This window comes from Micromonospora sp. ABR4_055, assembly GCF_056160425.1.
This window is the reverse complement of record NZ_JBSWXD010000139.1, coordinates 1-18412: the sequence shown is the minus strand read 5'-3', so window position 1 is coordinate 18412 and position 18412 is coordinate 1. Positions and strand designations below refer to the sequence as shown.

At 71.3% G+C, this 18412-nt stretch carries 9 protein-coding genes; 6 read left to right on the top strand and 3 right to left on the bottom strand.

The features are described from left to right. The 3 genes from ACXAHD_RS25195 to ACXAHD_RS25185 form a co-directional block, all read left to right on the top strand. The coding region (locus ACXAHD_RS25195) for a DUF3990 domain-containing protein (protein WP_475053639.1) at positions 1-575 on the top strand (575 nt) is incomplete at its 5' end. A gap of 11 nt (positions 576-586) precedes the next feature. Beyond that, positions 587-889, top strand: a complete 303-nt coding sequence (locus ACXAHD_RS25190) for a hypothetical protein (protein ID WP_281553314.1) — start codon at positions 587-589, stop codon at positions 887-889. 304 nt (positions 890-1193) lie between these two features. Continuing rightward, on the top strand, positions 1194-12335 hold the full coding sequence (locus ACXAHD_RS25185) for a LamG-like jellyroll fold domain-containing protein (RefSeq protein WP_475053635.1): 11142 nt from the start codon (positions 1194-1196) through the stop codon (positions 12333-12335). A 99-nt stretch (positions 12336-12434) separates the two neighbouring features. Here ACXAHD_RS25185 and ACXAHD_RS25180 read toward each other — a convergent pair whose 3' ends face one another. Then, positions 12435-14186 carry an acetyl/propionyl/methylcrotonyl-CoA carboxylase subunit alpha gene (locus tag ACXAHD_RS25180; RefSeq protein ID WP_281553316.1) on the bottom strand — a complete coding sequence of 584 codons (1752 nt, stop codon included), beginning with the start codon at positions 14184-14186 and terminating at the stop codon, positions 12435-12437. A 106-nt stretch (positions 14187-14292) separates the two neighbouring features. Here ACXAHD_RS25180 and ACXAHD_RS25175 point away from each other — a divergent pair, with 106 nt between their 5' ends. From ACXAHD_RS25175 to ACXAHD_RS25165, 3 genes are all read left to right on the top strand, one after another. Continuing rightward, positions 14293-14940, top strand: a complete 648-nt coding sequence (locus ACXAHD_RS25175) for a PadR family transcriptional regulator (protein ID WP_475053633.1) — start codon at positions 14293-14295, stop codon at positions 14938-14940. Between the two features lie 118 nt (positions 14941-15058). Further along, positions 15059-16018 carry an ATP-binding cassette domain-containing protein gene (locus ACXAHD_RS25170; RefSeq protein WP_281553317.1) on the top strand — a complete coding sequence of 320 codons (960 nt, stop codon included), beginning with the start codon at positions 15059-15061 and terminating at the stop codon, positions 16016-16018. A gap of 16 nt (positions 16019-16034) precedes the next feature. Continuing rightward, the gene (locus ACXAHD_RS25165) at positions 16035-16799 is read left to right on the top strand and encodes an ABC transporter permease (RefSeq protein WP_281553318.1); all 765 of its coding nucleotides are present in this window, start codon (positions 16035-16037) and stop codon (positions 16797-16799) included. Positions 16800-16954: 155 nt separating this feature from the next. On the opposite strand, the gene ACXAHD_RS25160 is transcribed toward ACXAHD_RS25165, so the two are convergent. Both ACXAHD_RS25160 and ACXAHD_RS25155 read right to left on the bottom strand, forming a co-directional pair. Next, positions 16955-17608 carry an O-methyltransferase gene (locus tag ACXAHD_RS25160; protein WP_281553319.1) on the bottom strand — a complete coding sequence of 218 codons (654 nt, stop codon included), beginning with the start codon at positions 17606-17608 and terminating at the stop codon, positions 16955-16957. A gap of 19 nt (positions 17609-17627) precedes the next feature. Next, on the bottom strand, positions 17628-18272 hold the full coding sequence (locus ACXAHD_RS25155; RefSeq protein WP_475053630.1) for a Maf family protein: 645 nt from the start codon (positions 18270-18272) through the stop codon (positions 17628-17630). Between the last annotated feature and the right edge of the window lie 140 nt (positions 18273-18412).

Below are 18412 nucleotides of genomic sequence, written 5' to 3'. Positions count from 1 at the left end.
GGGTCACCGCGGTCCGGGTCTGGACCGGCCTGAAATGGATGAACGACCTCACCGTCGACGGCGACCACACCTACTACGTGGTGGCAGCCGATCGGCCCGTGCTGGTGCACAACTGCGGCGGTTACACCGACCTGTACCACGGGACCAGCCGGCAGGCGGCGGACAACATCCGGAACAACGGCGTGGACCCGAACTTCTCCACCCGCTCAAGAATGGACTTCGGCAAGGGCTTCTACACCACCCGTTCCCAGCAGCAGGCACAGAATTGGGCCAGCAATCCCCGATTCGGAGGCGACGGAGCAGTTCTCCACTTCAAGGTGCCCAACGCGAAACTCAACGCCATGCCCACGAAGACGTTCACCAGGAACAGCCCGGACCTGACCGACATCGTACGGCAGTACCGCACCGGTGCCGGAGGAAACCTGTCGAATAACTACAATGTGGTCGAGGGGCCCATGCTCATGAACGTCGACGGTTTCCTGAGGTCGGGGGCTCCGCCCCGCTGGTCCGGCAACCAGGTCGTCTTCTACGGCAGGGACGCCGGCCAGGTACTCGCCGACGCTTTGCAGCCATAGAAGAGGAATCCGTGGACGACTACCAGATGGACCTGTCGGCCGAGGTCCGGGAGTTGCTGGACGCGACGGCGGCCGAGATGGTCGAGCTGTTCGGCATTTCCCGTGCCGAAGCCGTCGCCCGGATCAACGAGCAGTGGCACGGGCAGGACTTCTCCGGTGACGACGAGATAGTCCTGCACGAGGACCGGCATTACTGGGCGATGATCATCTACTTCGGTGAGGTACCGGACTGGAGCGACGACGCGGACCGGTCCGGCTGGGTTGCCCGGCCGGCGCCGGCCCGCGACTCCGGGCACTGGACCGTCCCGGGGTGATCAGGTCGGGCCCGGTCAGGTGATCACACAGATCGTGGCGTAGGCGCCGAACGCGGCGGTCAGGCAGCTGACCGTGCCGGCCTTGGGCCGTGTTGATCAGCTGCTCCAGCTTCATCGCCGCCGGCACCACGCACTCTGTCCATCATGCCTGGCCGGCTGCTGGCGCGCGCGCTCAGCGCTTCCCTGGTATTCCCCAACGGCTTCCTCAGATCTCCCTCATTACTCGGCGGCTCCGAGCCGGCACGATCTGTTCATGGTCCTAACTGGGCGAACGGGCGTACCGCAGCGAGAAAGGCCGCCACCGATGGGAACGAGCCAGGAGCCACACCGCCGTCGTCGAACAGGGACCACCCGGACGTTCGCCCGGTGGCGGCGGTGCGCCGGTGGGGTCGCGGTGGTGGCCGCGGCGCTGGTGGGGTTGTCGTCGTCGGTGCCGCCGGGGGCGGTGCCCGCCGACGGTGAGTTTCCGGTGGGGTGGCTGACGTCGTGGATCACCGATCGGCCGGGCTGGTTGCCATGGGGGGGCCCGGCGACGGCTGAGCTCCCGGTGTCGCCGGTCGGCGACGGTGCCGGCCCCGGCGGGTACTCCTCGGCGGCGGCGACCCGGGCCAGCGGGGGCGCCGGCGCCGCGCAGCGGCTGGTCGACGGGTTGCCGGGGTACGCCGGTCAGCCGGCGGTGGACGAGTCGGTGACGCCGGTGACGGCGGCGCGCCACGATCCGGCGACGAGCCGCCGCGACGCCCGGTCGTCACGGTCGACCATGACCGTGTACGACAACGCCGACGGTTCGACGACGGCGCAGCTGAGCACCGGTCAGGTTAACTACCGGGCGGCGGACGGGTCGTGGCGGCCGATCGATCCGACCCTGGTGCGTCGGGGTGACCGGTGGGGGGTCACCGACAACCCGATGGGGGTGTCGCTGGGGTCGACATCCAACACCACGGCGGCCGGGGCAGCGGCGACGTCCGGCGCGGCGGCGGGGGAGCCGCTGGTCGAGTTGCCGCTGCCCGGCGGCGGCGTGTTCGGGTGGAGTCTGGCCGGTGCGGCGACAGTGACCCCGGTGGTCGACGGCGCGACGGCGACGTACCGGCAGGTGCTGCCCGGCACCGACCTGGAGCTGGTGGCCCGGCCGGACGGGGTGAAGGAGACGCTGATCCTGGCGTCGCCGCAGGCCGCGTCGGCGTGGGTGTTCCCGCTGACCCTGCGGGGGGTGACGGCCCGCATCTCCTCGGCCGGGTCGGTCGAGCTGGTCGACGACGCCGGGGCGGTGGTGGCGTCGATCCCGCCGGCGTACATGGAAGACTCGTCGGTGGACGCGGAGACCGGTCTGCCGGCGCGGTCGGCGGCCGTCGCGATGGAGCTGACCGAGGTCGACGGCGGGCCAGCGCTGCGGCTGGTCGCCGACCGTGCCTGGCTCGCCGACCCGGCGCGGGTGTTCCCGGTACGGGTGGATCCGACGGTGACGACCGGCCCCGACGGGGACGTGTTCGTCGACTCCGATCCGGCCACCGGCGCGACCGTGCAGAACGGCAACCACCTGCAGGTGGGCTACAACGGGGGAGTCGGTTCCCGGACGTTCCTCAACTTCGACATCTCGTCCGCGGTGACCGACGCCAAGCCGATCATCGCCTCGGCGTACCTGCGGCTGTTTCTGAACCACCGGGTGCGCTGCGACGTCAAGGACCTGCAGGTCGGCCTGGTCGAGCAGGAGTGGACGGTCGGTGAGTTGGCGACCGCCGCGCTGCCCGGGCCGGACCTCGAACCGGGCTCGGTGCGGTACCGCTACTACACCGACAACGGGCAGGCGTGCGCCAACCCGTCGGCGGGGCCGACGTCCGGCCAGTGGGTGCAGGTCGACGTCCGTGAGCTGGTCTCGGGGTGGGCGATCGGGCAGCGCAACCTCGGTCTCGCGCTGATCGACGACGAGCAGGTCCTGGCCGCCGGAGCGAGGTTCACCTCGGCGAACTACGGCAACGGGGCGTACGCGCCCCGGCTGGAACTGACCATGACGGCAAACCTGCCGCCGCAGGTGAGTCAGCGGTCCCCGGTGCACGGCGCGGTCGTGTCGACGCTGACCCCCCGGTTGTACGTGCGCGGCCACGACCCGGACAACTCCGGGACGGTGAGCTACAAGCTCTGGCTGCACGACGACGCCGGCACGGTCCTCCACGTCACCGAGGGCACCGGCTCCTACTACGACGTCCCCGCCGGGCTGCTGCGCTCGAACAAGCAGTACTCGTGGGTGGTGCAGCCGTTCGACGGTGCCGTCTACGGGGCCCGGTATCCGAGGTACACGTTCTACACCCGGGTACCGCAGCCGGCGTTGGGATCCCGGCTGGCGCAGAACCCGGGGGTGGGCTACCACCCGGAGATCGGCAACTACACGACCACGGCGACCGACGCGCAGGTGGCCGGGGTGGGCCCGGAGCTGGCGATCACCCGGTCGTACAACACGTTGGACACCCGGCGGTCGGGGGCGTTCGGGCAGGGCTGGTCGAGCTTGCTCGACGCCCAGGTGACCGGGCGGACCAGCACGAACGACGCGCTGCGTAGTGCCGTGGTGACGTATCCGGACGGTTCGGAGGCCGGCTTCGGCCCCACCTCGGACGGATCGTTCGTGCCGCCACCGGGGCGGTACGAGGTGCTGACCGAGGTCAGGTCCGGCACATCGATCACCGGGTACCGGCTGACCGTCAAACACGGCACCACGTACGTGTTCGGCCGCTCCGCCGGCAGCGGGGTCTTCCGGCTCACGGCGGTGACCGACGCCAACGACCGGACCCTGACGGCGACCTACAACGGCAGCGGACTGATCTCGAAGCTGACCAACGCCTCCGGTCGGTCGCTGACGCTGACCTGGGCGGGCACCGCCAGCCCGTCGGCCGGGTCGCACGTGACCAAGGTGACGACGGACGCGCCGACCGCCGGCGGCAGCGGCTACGTGTGGCAGTACACCTACGGCAGCCACGACCGCCTGACGAAGGCGTGTACGCCGACGGCGGTGTGTACCACGTACGGCTGGGGCAACAACGCGAACCAGGGGGCGAACGCGGTGCGCAACCACGCGCCGTCGTCGTACTGGCGGCTGAACGAACCCGCCGGGTCCACCTGGGCCGCCAGTGACGTGCTGGAACGCGGCGGCACCGACGTGGCGTTCTACGAGCACACGACGCCGGGCGCGACGCCGACGGTGTGGCCGGGCTCGACGTCGACGTCGACGGCGTTCAACGGCACGTCGTCGCGGGTGCGGCTGCCCAGCGGGCTGGTCAACGACAGTGCGTACCAGTCGGTCAGCATGTGGTTCCGCACCGGCGCGACGTCGCGGGCCGGAGTGCTGTTCTCCTACCAGCACGATCCGATCTCGGCCGGCACGACGTCGCGCAACTACACGCCGGCGATCTACGTCGGGACGAGTGGGAAGCTGCACGCGAAGTTCTACGACGGCTTCGCCGGCACCACCATGCAGTCGTCCGGCCGGGTCGACGACGGCCAGTGGCATCACGTGGTGCTGGCCGGGGAGGGCGCCAGCCAGGCCCTGTACCTGGACGGCACCCGGCAGGCGACCCGCGACGGCCTGATCGAGATGTTCGACATCGGCGGGTCGGCGTACGAGTACGTGGGTGCCGGGTTCGTCGGTGGGAACTGGCCGGACCAGCCGCACCAGGGCTCCGCCGACAACACCGGGCACGCGAACTTCTTCACCGGCCAGATCGCCGACGTGGCGTTCTTCGACCGGATGTTGACCGCCGCCGACGTCACCGAGATCAACGGTACGGCGCGGGCGCAGAGCTGGCAGCTGTCCACGGTGACCAGCGCCGAAGGGCGGACCCTGGCGTCGCTGTCGACGGACCCGGTCACCGGCAAGCTGTCGGAGCTGACCGACGGCAACGGCGGAACCTGGACGATGGGCACGCCACGGGTGGCCGGCACCAGCGCCCTGTACGCGGCGGCCGTGCTGGGCTCGGCACCCACCGACTACTGGCGGCTGCGCGACGCCGCCGGGGTCGACGCGGTCAACGAGACGTGGCAGGAGACCGCGACGTTCAGCGCGGTGACACTGGGCGCGGCGGGTCCGTTCGCCGACGGCACCGCAGTGTCGTTCGACGGGACGTCGTCGCTGGTGGCGGTGCCCGGCGGCCGGGTCGCGCCGAACGGCGCGAAGTCGCAGGAGCTGTGGTTCAGGACCACCGCGACCGCCGGGGTGCTGGTGGGCACGCAGGACGCGGCGGTGGGCGGTACGCCGTCGGCGGGATCGCCGGTGTTGTGGATCGACGCCGACGGTCGGCTGCGCGGCCTGGCCCCGTCGACCGAGCCGACCGGGCCGCTGACCTCGGGGCTCGCCGGCAAGTGCGCGGAGCTGGCCACCAACGGAACCAAGGTGCAGGTCGGCACCTGCGCCGCCACGTCCGCCCAGAGCTGGCGGTACGTCGGCGGCAGTGGACAGTTGCGTCGGGGTGACAAGTGTCTGGGCCTGACCGGTCAGGCCACCGGCAACGGCACGCTGGTCCAGGCGCAGACCTGCTCGACCAGCGCCAACCAGAAGTGGACGCCGCACCAGGGCGGCTGGCGCAACACCGGGTCGGGGCGGTGCCTGGAGGTGCCGGGCTCGTCCACCACGGACGGCACTGCGCTGACCATCCGCAGCTGCGCCACCAGCCAGGCCAAGCAGCGGTGGGCGTTGGCGCTGACGTCGCCGTCGCCGGTCAACGACGGCGCGTGGCACCACGCCGTACTGACCACGACCGACGCCGCCGACGCCACGACGCAGGTGCTGTACCTCGACGGGGCGCCGGTGCAGTCGAGCACCGGGGCGCTGCCGGCGGCCGGACCGCAGAGCCAGGGGTACCTGGGTGCGGGGTACACCGGCAACGGCTGGTCGGGGCTGGCGGCCGGGGCGACGGGGTACTACGCGGGGTCGCTGGCGGAGGTGGCGTTCTACCACCGGGCGTTGGGCGCCGACGAGGTGACGTTGCACCACGGGTCGGTCGGGCAGACGGTGCCACTGGTGGTCACCGCCGCGACCGGCGGCGGTACCGACACGCCGACACTGTCGGAGACAGCGGCCGGCCAGTTGCCGTCGGACACCCTGCCGCCCGGCGCGACGCAGGTCGACACGGCGGCGCAGGATACGCAGACCACGACGGTGGCCAACCCGGTGACGATCGTGTCGGTCACCGACCCGGGCGGGCATCAGGTGTCGTACTCCTACGACCTGGTGTCCGGGCGGAAGGTGTCGCAGACCGACGCGCTGGGCCGTACCACCCTGTACGGGTACGACACCGGCGGGTTCACCAGCCTGGAGTACGACCCGAACGGGATCGTCACCCGGTCGGTGCAGGACGAGCGCGGCAACACCATCCAGGAGGTGACCTGCCAGGACCAGGCCGCCGACAAGTGCGCCAGCAGCTACTACACCTACACCTTCTACAGCAGCGACCCGACGCACCCGAAGAGCGACCGGCTGACGGCGGCGCGGGGGCCGGGCTCGTCCAGCGCGCAGGACGACACCTACCGGACGCTCTACCTCTACGACAGCTCCAACGGTGACCTGCGCAGCACGGTGGATCCGCTCGGCCGGCGTACGGAGATCGCCTACACCACCGGCGGGAGCGTTCCGGCCGGGCTGCCCACACAGGTGCTGGACCCGTCGAAGGGCTGGCAGCTGATCACGTACACCTCGGCCGGTGACGTGGCGACGGTGGTCGACCCGGCAGGCGCGACGACCACGTACACCTACGACCGGTTGGGTCGGGAACTGACCGAGACGGTGGTGACGCCGTCGTTCCCGCAGGGGCGGACCACCACGTACACGTACGACGCGATGGGCCGGGTGGCGACCCGGACCGATCCGGCGGTGACGGACCGGGTGACCGGCGCGGTGCACACGGCGGTGACGCAGCACTCGTACAGCCCGGACGGGTTCCTGACCGAGCAGCGGGTCAGCGACGCCACCGGCGGGGACGTGGCCCGGGTCAGCGAATGGTCCTACGACGACCACGGCCGCCGGTCGCAGGCCGTCGACCCGATGGGCGCCACCACCGGCTACCGCTACGACGTGTACGGGCACGTGGTGGAGCAGACCGATCCGGACGGGACGGTCAACGCCTACCAGGTGGACGCCAACGGCGACCTGCTGTCGCGGACGCTGAAGGGCTACACCGGGGACCCGAACGATCCGACTCCTGCCGTGGACCTGGTGGTGGAGTCGAACGTCTACGACCCGGCGGGCCGGCTGGCGTCGACCACCGACGCGATGGGGCACGTCACGGAGTACACGTACACCGACGACGGGCGGCCCGCGACGGTGACCCGCACCGACGGGGACAGTTCGTTCCTGCTGGAGGCCAACAGCTACGACGCGGCCGGGAACCTGGTCGAGCAGCAGACCGACAACGGGCAGACCGTCACGACGTACGCCTACGACGCGGCGGGCCGGCAGACCCGCAGCGTGCTCGACCCCGACGGGTTGCACCGGGTCACCGAGACCACGCTGTCGCCGGGTGACCAGGTGCTGTCCAGCGTCGCCCGGGACGGATCCGGCGCGACGCTGGCCGTCACCGACCACGCGTACGACATCCTCGGCCGGGAGGTCTCGCAGACCCGGTACCGGGAGACGGACCGGACGACGACGCCGGTGGCCCGCTGGCAGCTGGACGAGACCAGCGGTACGGCGGCCGCCGACTCGGCCGGCAACAGCCCCGGTACGGCCACCGACGTGACCTGGGAGAACGACGCCCAGCGGGGGCGGGTCGCGGCGTTCACCGGTGCGTCGACGTCGCAGATCACCACGGCCGCGCCGGCGGTGGACACCACCCGGCCGTACACCGTGGCCGCCTGGGTGCGGGTCGACAACGACGGCAAGTCCGGCGCGGTGCTGACCGTGCCCGGTGCCGCGCGGGTGAGTACGTCCCCCACGAACCGCGACTTCGCCTTCCAGCTCCGGTTCGACCACACCATCGACGGCTGGCGGGTGGCCACGAACGAGCAGCAGACGGGCTCGATCATCCGGTGCGACTGTCCCTTCGGGGAAGGCACGGTGTATGAGGAGCAGTGGCAGCACCTGGCCGTCGGCGTCGACCCGCAGGCTGACAAGTTCACCGTGTTCATCGACGGCGACAAGGTCGACGAATTCACCGGCGCCCGCTTCCACAGCGTGGCGAGGGGCGGGCTGCGGATCGGCTCCGGGCTCGACGGGGCCATCTCCGACCTGCAGCTGTACCAGGGCGTGTCGGCGGACGCCGGCTGGGCCGACCGGGTGGTCGCCGGCACCGTACCGGCGGCCGACGCCACGGTGTCGCGCACCAGCTACGTGCTCGACGACGGTGGTCTGGCCACGGCGGTGCTGGATCCGCTGGGCAACACCACGAACGTGGCCTACGACGAGGCCGACCGGCCAGCGGTGTCGACCGGCCCGCAGGTGCAGGCCGAGAGCGGGGAACTCGACGGTCCGGTGGTCACGGCGCGGCCGGTGGAGCGGATCGGCTACAACGCGTTCGGCGAGGTCACTGCGGAGTCCGACCCGAACGGCAACGTGACCCGGTACGCGTTCGACCGGGCCGGCCGGCCCTACGAGACCCGGCTGCCCGCGTACACCCCGCCGGGCGGGTCGACCCCGGTCGTCCCGGTCTTCACGGCGGCGTACGACATCCTCGGCCAGGTCGTGTCGCAGACCGACCCGCTGGGCCGAGAGACCGGGTTCACCTACGACCAGCTGGGCCGGGTGGTGACCCAGGTGGCGCCGGACGGTGCCACCACGACCGCCCGCTACGACCTGGCCGGCAACCTGCTCGCCGTGACCGACCCCACCGGGGCGGTGACCGGCAGCAGCTACGACCTGCTGGGGCGGACCACCAGCGTCAGCGAGGCGGTCCGCCAGACCGGTCAGACGCACACCACCACGATGGGCCACGACACCGCCGGTCGCCTGTCGACGGTGACCACGCCGGCCGGGGTGACCACCAAGTACGGCTACACCGCCGCCGGGGAGCTGGCCAGCGTCGTCGACGGTGCCGGGCAGACCAGCCGGGTCGACCACGACGCCCTGGGCCGCCCGGTGAAGCAGACCAACCCGGACGGCACCTCCACCACCACCACGTACGACCCGCTGTCCCAGCCGACCGCGACGGCGGCGTACCGGGCGACCGGCGGGGCCGCGCTGACCACGTCGGCCTGGACCTACGACGCCGCCGGCAACATGGTGTCGGCGACGGACGCGCGGGGCAGCACGACCCGGTTGAGCTACGACGCGACCGGGCTGCCGCGCACCCAGTCCGAGCCGGTGGCTGCCGGCACCACCATCGAGTCGTCGTACGGCTACGACCTGGCCGGCAACCCGACCCGGTTCACCGACGGGCGGGGGCAGGCGTTCCGGACGACGTACAACGTCTGGGGGTTGCCGCAGTCGCGGATCGAGCCGGCGACGGCGGCGTACCCGAACGCGGCGGACCGCACGTACACCACTGTGTACGACGTGGCCGGTCAGCCAGTGTCGCAGCGTGCCCCGGGCGGGGTGACCCGGACCCTGGTCTACGACGACGCCGGTCGGCTGGAGCGCCAGTCCGGCTCCGGGGCCGAGGCCGCGACCCAGGACCGGACGTACGGCTACGACCCGGCCGGTCGGCTGGTGGAGTTCTCCGGGTCCGGCGGCACCAACCGGGTCGCCTATGACGACCGGGGGCTGCCGTTGTCGGTGACCGGCCCGTCGGGCGACGCGGCGTTCACGTACACCCCGGACGGGTCGATGGCCTCGCGCGACGACGCGGCCGGGTTGACCCAGTACGGCTACGACAGCGCCGGCCGGTTGGCGTCGGTGAGCAACAGCAGCGCCGGGGTGTCGGTCGGGTACTCCTACGACGAGATGTCGGCGGTGTCGTCGATGTCCTACGGCGGCACCAACAACCGGCGGGTGTTCGACTATGACGACCTGCACCGGTTGACCAGAGACCGGCTGGTGCGGTCCAACGGGCAGGTCCTCGGGACGATCACCTACGGGTGGGACGCCAACGGCAACGAGACCAGCAAGACCGTCACCCGTGGCTCGACGACGGCCAGCAACACCTACACCTACGACCTGGCCGACCGGCTCACCTCGTGGAACGACGGCAACACCACGGTCGGCTACCGGTACGACGCGGCCGGCAACCGGACCGGGGTCGGCGACGTCGACTACGTCCACGACGCCCGCAACCGGCTCGTCTCCGACAGCACCGGCACCAGCTACCAGTACACGGCCCGGGGCACCCGTAAGCAGACCGTCACCGGCGGCACCACCTCGGTCGGGGTCGCGGACGCGTTCGACCAGATCGTCAGCCAGCAGCCGACCGGTGGCGGCAACGCCCGGGAGTACACCTACGACGCGTTGGGCCGGGCGCTGCGCAGCGACTTCCGGTACACCGGGCTCGGCAACGACCTCGCCATGGACGGCGCGGCGAAGTACCTGCGGGATCCGGACGGCGGTGCCGTCGCGGTCCGGGACGGCGGCACCAGCCGGATGCTCTGGACCGATCTGCACGACGACATCGTCGCCCAGTTCAACACCGCCGGGACGTCGGTGACCGGTCACCGTACCTACTCGCCGCTGGGTGAGGTGACCGCCGCCAGCGGCATGGAGGGCAACCTCGGCTACCAGTCGGAGTGGACCGATCCCCGGTCGGGTCGGGTCAACATGCACGCCCGCTGGTACGACCCGGCCGTCGGCCAGTTCGACAGCCGCGACAGCGTCACCGTCAGCCCGGTGCCCGACTCGATCCGGGCCAACCGCTACCAGTACGGCGACGGCAACTCGCTGACCGTCACCGACCCGACCGGGCACTTCGGCAAGCGGCTGCGCAACGCCTGGAAGAAGGTCTCCTCCGGCGTGCAGAAGGCCTGGAACACGGTCAAGGCCGGGGTGCGGCAGGCGTGGGAGCAGGTCTTCGAGTGGGCGCAGGCGGCCCGCGAACAGATCGCCGAGAAGATCAACGACGTCAAGCAGGCCGTGTCGAAGGCCTATCAGAAGATGGCCGAGGCGGTCAGAGGGGCCGTCGACCAGGTCGGCCAGTGGGCCCGGACGGCCAGGGACTGGATCGTCGAACACAAGGCCGACATCGTCGGCGCGCTGGTCGGGTTCTTCGTCGAAGCCGCCTGTATGGTCGCGATCGGCTGGACCGGGGTCGGCGCGGTCGCCTGCGGGGTGGCTTCCGGCGTGACCGGTGCCCTGGTCACCGGTGCCATGCAGGGCCAGACCGGCGTCGAGCTGCTGCGCACCGCCGTACTGGGTGGTGCCGCCGGTGGTCTGGGCGCGGCGCTGCCGATGATGGGCCCGGCAGCGGGCAAGGCGTTGAGCAAGGCTGGGTCCGCCGGGGCGAAGAAGGTCGCCGGCACCAGTGTCGGCAAGGCTGCGGCGTCGGCCGGCAAGGCGGTCGGGCGCAAGGTCGACGACCTGTCGCGGGCGGTGTCGCGCGGCACCAGCCGGGCCACCCGGGAGGCGGCCGACTACGCCGACGACGCCGCCCGCGTCGGCGGTAGCCGGGTCGACGACCTCGCCGACGGGGCCGCCAGCTGTGTGCGGCACAGTTTCGCGCCGGACACCCGGGTACGGATGGCCGACGGCACCACCAAGCCGATCGGCGAGGTCGAGCTCGGTGACGAGGTGCTGGCCACCGACCCGGCCACCGGGCAGAGCACGGCCCGGCCGGTGCGGCTGCTGCACCGTCACGCCGACCGGGAGTTGACCGATGTCACGGTCACCGACACCACGACCGGCGAGAGCACGGTCGTCGAGACGACCGCGCAGCATCCGTTCTGGAACGCCACCACCGACCGGTGGACCGACGCCGCCGACCTGCGCCCCGGTGACCGGTTGCGCAGCCCGGACGGCGAATCCACCCAGCGGGTCACCGCGGTCCGGGTCTGGACCGGCCTGAAATGGATGAACGACCTCACCGTCGACGGCGACCACACCTACTACGTGGTGGCAGCCGACCGGCCGGTGCTGGTGCACAACTGCGGCGGTTACACGGACCTGTACCACGGGACCAGCCGGCAGGCGGCGGAGAACATCCGGGCCGACGGCGTGGACACCGGATTCTCGTCACGGTCGAAGATGGACTTCGGGAAGGGTTTCTACACCACCCGGTCGCGGCAGCAGGCGGCCGACTGGGCGGGGAGTCCGCGGTTCGGTGGGGACGGCGTGGTGCTGCACTTCAAGGTGCCGAACGCGAAGCTCGACGCCCTGGCGACGAAGAAGTTCACCGCGACCAGTCCCGATCTGGCCGACGTCGTGAAGCACTACCGCACCGGTGCCCGGGGCAACCCACTCGGCCGGCATCAGGTGGTGGAAGGGCCGATGCTGATGAACGTCGACAAGTTCGTCAACAAGGGACTCCCCGCGCACTGGAAGGGCAACCAGGTCGTCTTCTACGGCAAGGACGCCGGTCGGATACTGACCGCGGCCCTGCAGCCGTAGGAGCGTGACGTGGACGTGCACTACTGGGCGCTGTTCGTCTACTACGACGGCAAGAGGCTCCGGGCACTGGACCGTCCCGGGGTGATCGCACCGGGACGGTCAGCTGATCACGCAGATCGTCGCGCCGGCGGTGACCACCGCGCCGACCTCGGCGGCCAGGCCGCTGACCGTGCCGGCCTTGGTCGCGTTGATCGGCTGTTCCATCTTCATCGCCTCCAGCACCACGACCAGATCGCCCTCGGCGACCTGGTCGCCGTCGGCGACCGCGATCTTGATGATGGTGCCCTGCATCGGCGAGACCAGGGCGTCGCCGCTGGCGGCCGCCGCCGTGCTGGTGCCACCCCGGCGGCGGGCCGGCTGGCGGGCGGCGGTCGGCGCGGCGGCCGTACCGCTGCCGAAGCCGGCGGGGAGGCTGACCTCGAGCCGCTTGCCGCCGACCTCGACCACAACGGTCTCGCGGGGTTCGGGGGCGTCGGGGGCCGCCGCCGGTGCGGTGAACGCCGGCACGGTGTTGTCGAACTCGGTCTCGATCCACCTGGTGTGCACGGTGAACGGTTCGCTGGTGAACGCCGGGTCGCGGACCACCAGGCGGTGGAACGGCAGGGCGGTGGCCATCCCGTCGACGACCATCTCGTCCAGTGCCCGCCGGGCGCGTTCCAGCGCCTCGGCGCGGGTCTCGCCGGTGACGATCAGCTTGGCCAGCAGCGAGTCGAAGTTGCCGCTGACGACGTCGCCGGCGGTGACGCCGGTGTCCACCCGTACGCCGGGGCCGGTGGGCAGGCGCAGTGCGGTGATGACACCGGGCGCGGGCAGGAAGTTGCGGCCCGGGTCCTCGCCGTTGATCCGGAACTCGATGGAGTGCCCGCGCGGGGGCGGGTCGTCGGTGAACCGCAGCGGCTCGCCGACGGCGATCCGGAACTGCTCGCGGACCAGGTCGATGCCGGCGGTCTCCTCGGTGACCGGGTGCTCGACCTGCAGTCGGGTGTTGACCTCCAGGAAGGAGATGGTGCCGTCGACGCCGACCAGGTACTCGACGGTGCCGGCACCGTGGTAGCCGGTCTCCCGGCAGATCGCCTTGGCACTGGTGTGGATCTCGGCGCGCTGGGCGTCGGTGAGGAACGGCGCCGGTGCCTCCTCGACGAGCTTCTGGTGGCGGCGTTGCAGCGAACAGTCCCGGGTGCCGACCACGATCACGTTGCCGTGCTGGTCGGCGAGCACCTGCGCCTCGACGTGCCGGGGCCGGTCCAGGTAGCGCTCGACGAAGCACTCGCCGCGACCGAACGCGGCGACCGCCTCGCGGGTGGCCGACTCGAACAGGTCGGCGATCTCGGCCATCTCGCGGGCGACCTTCAGCCCGCGCCCACCGCCACCGAACGCGGCCTTGATCGCGACCGGTAGGCCGTACTGCTCGGCGAAGGCGACCACCTCGTCCGGGCCGGCGACCGGGTCGGCGGTGCCGGGAACGAGTGGTGCGCCGGCCCGCTGGGCGATGTGCCGGGCGGTGACCTTGTCGCCGAGGTCGCGGATCGCCTGCGGGCTGGGCCCGATCCAGGTCAGCCCGGCGTCGATGACCGCGGCGGCGAAGTCGGCGTTCTCGGAGAGGAACCCGTAGCCGGGGTGGACGGCGTCGGCGCCGGACCGGGTGGCGGCGTCGAGCAGTTTGTCGATCCGCAGGTACGTGTCGGCGGCGGTCTCCCCGCCGAGGGCGTACGCCTCGTCGGCCAGCCCGGCGTGCACCGCCGAGCGGTCCGGGTCGGCGTACACGGCGACGCTGGCCAGCCCGGCGTCCCGGCAGGCACGGATCACCCGGACTGCGATTTCGCCCCGGTTTGCGACGAGAACTTTGCGCACGCCCTGTTCTCCTTTGCTCACGGACCAAGCCGGAGTCTATCGGCCTGCTTGATCAACTAAACCGGCGCTCAGTGTGGGATGGCACACTGGCGATTAGGCTCCGGATGTGTCTGCCACCCGGATGATGATTCTCGGTCTGGTCAACTGGATGCAACCGGTGCACGGCTACGACGTGCGCCGTGAGCTGCTCAGTTGGCGGGCGGACAGCTGGGCCAACGTCGCACCGGGGTCGATCTACCACGCGCTGCGCAAGCTCGCCGAGGAAGGGCTGCTCCGCCAGGTCGGCACCGCCCAGGTCGGTACCCGGCCGGCGCGGACCAGTTTCGAGATCACCGCCGCCGGGGTCGATGAATTCGACTCGTTGGTGCGGCAGCACTGGCGCGACTGCCGACCGCCGACCGACCCGTTTCTCAGCGCGTTCGCCTTTCTGCCGGCGATGCCCCGGGTGGAGGCGGTCGCCATGTTGCGGGGCCGGGCCGCGATGCTGCGGGCCGGCAACGCGGCTACCCGCGACGACCTGACCGCCGGGTGGTTGCGGCAGAAACCGTCGTACGTCGGCTGGATGCTGGAGCTGACCATCGCCCGGGTCGACGGGGAGATCGCGTGGTGTGACCGAATCGCCGCGCTGATCGAGTCCGGGGCGTCGTATCACCCGGCGGAGGAGTCGGCTGACGGCACCTGGGCGGGGTGGCAGGCTGACCTGGACGCCGCCGACCGGGAGTCGGCCAGATCACCCAGCAATAATCAACGTTGACTAGCCCGATCGCCGGGGTCTAGCGTGCCAGACGCAGCGTGGGGAGCTGGGCGGCCCGGCCTGCCCACGGGGGAGAGCGGCCGGCGGCCGGCCGGCTCGGCAAGCCAGGAGACACTTCATGATCGAGACCAAAGGGCTGCGGAAGTCGTTTCGCTCCCGGCAGGGTCGTGGCGCCAAGACCGTCGACGCGGTCCGTGGCGTCGACATGCTGGTCGAGGAGGGGGAGATCTTTGGCTTCCTCGGGCCGAACGGTGCCGGTAAGACGACCACGCTGCGGATGCTCGCCACGCTGATCGAGCCCGACGGCGGGGAGGCCGTCATCGCTGGGGCCGACCTGCTGCGCAACCCCGGCGAGGTCCGTCGGCGGATCGGCTACGTGGCCCAGGGCGGCAGTACCTGGGACGAGGTCACCGGTCGCGAGGAACTGGTGATGCACGCCCGGATGTACGGCATCGGCAAGGCCGAGGCGCAACGTCGGGCCACCCGGGCGCTCGCCGCGTTCCAGTTGACCGAGTACGCCGACCGCAAGTGCAAGACCTACTCCGGCGGCCAGCGACGGCGGGTCGAGATCGCGCTGGGCATCATCCACGAGCCGAAGGTGGTCTTTCTCGACGAGCCGACCACCGGGCTGGACCCGCAGAGCCGGGCGCACATGTGGGACGAGATCCGCCGGTTGCGTGCCGAAGGCATGACCGTCTTCATCACCACCCACTACCTCGACGAGGCGGACGCGCTCTGCGACCGGATCGCGATCATGGACCACGGCGAGATCGTCACCGAGGGCACCCCGGCGGCGCTCAAGCGGGAGGTCGCCGGCGAGGTGGTCACCGTCGGGCTGCGTCCGGACGAGTCGGCCGCCGCCGCGCAACTGCTCGACAGCCAGCCGTACGTCAGCAAGCTGGAGACTCCCGACGACGGCGGCGTCCGGCTCTTCGTCGACGACGGCGCCACCGCCATCCCCCAGATCCTGCGCACCATCGACGGCGCCGGTCTCGAACTCGGCTCGATCGAGCTGCACCGGCCCAGCCTCGACGACGTGTTCCTCACCAAGACCGGCCGTTCGCTGCGTGAGAGCTGACCAGGGAGACCGCACGATGAAATTCGCCCGCGACACCTGGCTGATCTTCCAACGGCAGGCGTTGCTGCTGCTGCGCAACCCCGTCTGGATCTTCGTCGGGGTGTTCCAGCCGATCATGTACCTGGTGCTGTTCGCCCCGCTGCTCAAGCCGGCGCTGGCCCCGATGGGGGCGACCACCAACGCAGAGGTCTACCGCCTCTTCGTCCCCGGCCTGCTGGTGCTGCTGGCCATCTTCGGCGGGTTGTTCCAGGGCTTCGGCCTGATCGCCGAGCTGCGCGCCGGCGTGATCGAGCGCTCCCGGGTCACCCCGGTCAGCCGGCTCGCCCTGCTGCTCGGCCGCAGCCTGCGCGACGTGGTGTCCCTGCTGCTGCAGGCCGTCATCATCACGGTGCTGGCGATCCCGTTCGGGCTCACCGTGCAGTTGGGCAACCTGCTGCTGGCGTACCTGCTGCTCGCCCTGATCGCGCTGATGACCTCGGCGGTGTCGTACGGCGTGGCGTTGCTGGTCCGCAGCGAGGACGCGCTGGCCCCGCTGATGAACACGGTGGCCCAGCCGGTACTGCTGCTCTCCGGCATCCTGCTGCCGCTGGCCTTCGCGCCGCTGTGGCTGCAGCGGGTGGCGCAGTGGAACCCGTTCTCCTGGGCGGTCGACGGCACCCGGGCGCTGTTCGCCGGCAACCTCGGCGACGACGCGGTCTGGCAGGGCCTGCTGATCACCCTGGCGCTGGCCAGTCTCGCGGTCACCTGGGCGGCCCGCGCCTTCGCCCGCAGCGTTCGGTAGGCCGTCCGTCAGCCGGCACGGGACACGCCCGCAGCGCCTGCGGCGGTCGGCCCGGCCAACAGGGCTGCCCTCTGCGCACGGCAACGGCACAGAGGGCAGCCGTTCCAGGCTACCGCCGGCCGGGCCGGCCCGCTGTCACCTGCGCCGGGCCGCTGTCACCTGCGCCGGGCCAGGGTCAGCCCGTCGGCGATCGCCAGCATCACCACGTCCACCCGGTCGTCGGCGGCCACCTGCTGGTTGAAGGCGACCATCGCCTCGTCCTCTTCGCTCTGCGGGTCCAGCACCCGACCGTGCCGCAGCACGTTGTCAATCACGATCAGCCCGCCGGGCCGCATCCGGGGCACCAGCTCACCCCAGTAGACCGGGTAGCTGATCTTGTCGGCGTCGATGAATGCCAGGTCGAGGTGCGGTTCGCCCGGCAACGCCCGCAGCGAGTCGGCCGCCGGGCCGATCCGCAGGTCGATCCGGCCGTCGACCCCGGCCCGCTGCCAGTAGCGCCGGGCCACCGCGGTGAACTCCTCCGACACGTCCAGACAGATCAACTGCCCGTCCGCCGGCAGACCACGGGCGATGGCCAGCGCGGACAGCCCGGTGAAAGTGCCGACCTCCACCGCTCGGCGGGCGTTCACCAGCCGGGTCAGCAGGGTCATCAGCGCCGCCTGCTCCGGCGCGACCTGCATCTGCGCGTTCTCCGGCAGCGTGCTGGCGGTCTCGGCGATGAGGTCACTGACGATCTCGTCCGGCGGGGTGCCGTGGGCGACGACGTACGCCTGCAGGGCATCGGTCATCGGCAAGGTCTTGGTGGTCATGGGCATGACGCTAGTCCGGCTAACGTCCGGTGTCGGGCTCGCCCCACAGATCCGTGATCCGGTAGCCGACCTCGCTGACCAGCCGGCGCAGCAACGGCAGTGACAACCCCACCACCGTGCCGTGGTCACCTTCGATTCGTTCCAGGAACGGCCCGCCCAACCCGTCGATGGTGAACGACCCGGCCACCTGCAGCGGCTCGCCAGTCGCCACGTACGCCGCGACCTCGTCCTCGGTGACCTCGGCGAAGTGCACCACGGTCGCGGCGGCGGCGCAGGCCCACCCGCCGGTGGCCAGACTGGTCAGCGCGTGGCCGGTATACAGCACCCCGGACCGCCCGCGCATCCGCCGCCACCGCGCGGTCGCGTCGGCGGCGTCGGCCGGCTTGCCGAGGATCTCCCCGTCGAAGTCGAGCACCGAGTCGCAGCCGAGGACCAGCAGGTCGGTGCCGTCGTCGGCGAGGTCCGGCCGGAGCCGATCGGCGACGGCGGCCATCTTGCGCCGGGCCAGCTCCAGACACAACTCGTCGGCCCGGTCCAGCGTCACCGACTCCTCGTCGACGCCGCTCACCAGCACCTGAGGGGTGATTCCGGCGGCCTGCAGCAGTTTGTGCCGGGCCGGGCTCGCCGAGGCGAGCACCAGGCGCGGACGCAGGGAGGTAGCCACGGGTGGTCAGGCTACCGGAATGCGGGCCAGTGCTCCGGCCTTCAGTCCGGGGGGTGAAGGCCCGCGCTGGGAGGGCCGCCAGGGCCCGAGCAGTGCCCTGACCTGGCCGGTTCTGCTGCTCGATGTACTGCGTCACGATG

Excerpts from the sequence above, each read along its gene's own strand:
- ACXAHD_RS25185 (WP_475053635.1), top strand. The coding sequence starts at position 1,194 with ATGGGAACGAGCCAGGAGCCACACCGCCGTCGTCGAACAGGGACCACC.
- ACXAHD_RS25170 (WP_281553317.1), top strand. The coding sequence starts at position 15,059 with ATGATCGAGACCAAAGGGCTGCGGAAGTCGTTTCGCTCCCGGCAGGGT.
- ACXAHD_RS25165 (WP_281553318.1), top strand. The coding sequence starts at position 16,035 with ATGAAATTCGCCCGCGACACCTGGCTGATCTTCCAACGGCAGGCGTTG.
- ACXAHD_RS25160 (WP_281553319.1), bottom strand. The coding sequence starts at position 17,608 with ATGACCACCAAGACCTTGCCGATGACCGATGCCCTGCAGGCGTACGTC.